Annotated in this window: 3 protein-coding genes; 1 reads left to right on the plus strand and 2 read right to left on the minus strand. The window is 77.2% G+C overall.

The window, feature by feature from the left end:
* The coding region (locus tag AA75_RS30430) for a DUF4184 family protein (protein WP_033823530.1) at positions 1-315 on the minus strand (315 nt) is incomplete at its 3' end.
* A 66-nt stretch (positions 316-381) separates the two neighbouring features.
* Between AA75_RS30430 and AA75_RS30435 the strand changes: the two genes are divergently transcribed.
* Positions 382-1,140 (plus strand): hypothetical protein, encoded by a 759-nt coding sequence (locus AA75_RS30435; RefSeq protein ID WP_033823531.1) that lies wholly within the window; start codon positions 382-384, stop codon positions 1,138-1,140.
* A gap of 51 nt (positions 1,141-1,191) precedes the next feature.
* Here the strand turns inward: AA75_RS30435 and AA75_RS30440 are convergent.
* The coding region (locus AA75_RS30440) for an NUDIX hydrolase (RefSeq protein ID WP_033823532.1) at positions 1,192-2,088 on the minus strand (897 nt) is incomplete at its 5' end.

Below are 2,088 nucleotides of genomic sequence, written 5' to 3' on the forward strand. Positions count from 1 at the left end.
GGGCCGCGGCGGGCCGTCGCCCGCCGCGGCCGGGATCCAGCCGGCCGGCAGCAGGGCCGCCACCGGCCCGCGCCACAGCAGGTGCCACCCGGCCGCCAGCGCCGCCGTCAGGGCGACGTCCAGCGTCGGCGCGGCCCACCAACGGTGCGTCGGCCCGCCGTGGCGGTAGACCCCCGGCAGCAGCGATTCGGCGAAGAACGGCACGTCGGGCGCCATCGACCCGGCCACCAGCGCCGTGGCCACCAGCGGGCCGCGCTCCCCGGCCCGGCGCAGCAGCACCAGCACCGCCGCCGGATGACTCAAGGTGAACGGCATGTGTCCATCCTCCCCGCCCCGCCGTCCACCGCATCCGCTGTCGGTGCCGCTCGATACGCTGCGGGGATGACCTCCTACCACCGGCGGTACGCCGACGGCGAGCACGAGGCCGTCTGGGCGGAGCTGCGCGCGCTCGGGCCGGTCCCCGACGCACTGCGCGAGGACGTCGCCGCGGTCGCGGAGTCCACGATGCTGCGGGCCGACCGGCAGATCGGCCGGATCGAGGAGCAGCTGGCGGGGCTCGGTTTCGTCCCGGCCTGGCTGGTCCGGGAGCGGCCGACCGGCGACTGCCTGGCCGCGCTCGACCGGCTGGCCGCCGAGATCGGGCGGCTTCCGGCCGCCTACGAGGCGGGGCTGCGGGTCCTCGGCGGGGTCTCCTTCGTGGGTGACTGCGCGGCCCTCGGTCTCGGCCACCGGTACCCGGCTGCGGCCGGTCCGCCACGGCACGTCGCACCGCTCTACCCGGACCCGCTGTGGCTGCCGTCGGTGGAGTGTCTGCGTGAGGAGTGGGAGGAGTACCGCAAGGACGCCGGGGAGTACCCGGACCTCCCTCCCGAGGACGGCTTCCACCAGGGTTTCCCGGACACGCCGCACCGGGCGGACGGGCCGCGCCGGGCCAACGTCAGCGGCGCCGGCTTCGACCTGGCGCTGCCGGACGACTGCGCGGACCCGGTCGTCGACGGGGTCGGCGGCCGGCCGGGGATCACCCTGGTCGGGTACCTGCGGACCTCGATCGCCTGGGGCGGCTTCCCCGGCTGGTCGTTCGCCGCCCCCGAGCGGGTGCCGCCCGCGCTGGCGGCCCTGCGGGCCCGGCCGGACTTCTGAGCCGCCGCGGCCTCCCGCGCGCACCCGCGCGGGGAGGCTCCCCGGTGGCCATCACCCGGAGGGCACGCCGACGGCCGCCGGGAGCCCGGCCTCCAGATAGCGCAGCCGCCCCTGGGCCCGGGCCTCCAGAGCGCCGACCAGGCGGCGGTGCCGGTTGGGCGGCAGCAGGCGGGCGGCCTCGTCCGGGGTGACGAACCGCCAGCCGCGCAGTTCGTCGCGGGGCAGCCGGATCCGGGCCCGGGCCTGCTCGTCCAGCCGTCCGCCGTCGAACATCAGCCGCAGGCCGCCCCGGCGGGGCCCGGTGCAGGGTTCCCAGTCGACGGCGAGCAGGCGCAGCGCGGCGGAGTCCAGGTGCAGGCCGAGCTCCTCGGCGGTCTCGCGCAGCGCCGCATCGCTGGGCGCCTCCCCGCGTTCCACCACGCCGCCGGGGAACTCCCAGGACGGCTTGTAGACGGGGTCGACCAGCAGCACCCGGCCCTGCTCGTCGAAGAACAGCACGGCGGCGGCCACGGTGTCACCGGTGGCGTCGTCGCTGCGCACGATGGGGCAGCGGGCGTCGCCGCCCTCGACCAGTTCGGCGAGCCGTTCGGCGGTCTGCCGGGGGGTCAGGCCGGAGGTGTCGAGCAGGTGGGCGTCGCGGGCGAGCCAGCGTCTGGCCTGGCGGTAGCGGGGCAGCTGTTCGAGCGAGCGGTCGCGGAGCCGCTCGGTCCGCCCGGGGTGGCCGGGGTGCTCTTCGCGCGCCCCGATGCGGTCCAGCAGGATCGTTTCCTCTGGGTCCAGCACGATGTGGTGCACCGCCAGGCCCCGGGTGGCCAGCGCGCCGAAGATCTCGTCCCGGTAGTCCTCGCGCAGCAGGCTCATCGGCACCACCAGGGGGCCCGGCACCTCGGCGAGCAGGGCCGCCGCCACCTCCGGCACCAGCCGCCGCCAGGACGGCAGGTCCTGGAT

Origin of the sequence: Kitasatospora sp. MBT63 (genome assembly GCF_000710465.2) — a bacterium.
In the GTDB taxonomy this organism is placed as follows: domain Bacteria; phylum Actinomycetota; class Actinomycetes; order Streptomycetales; family Streptomycetaceae; genus Kitasatospora.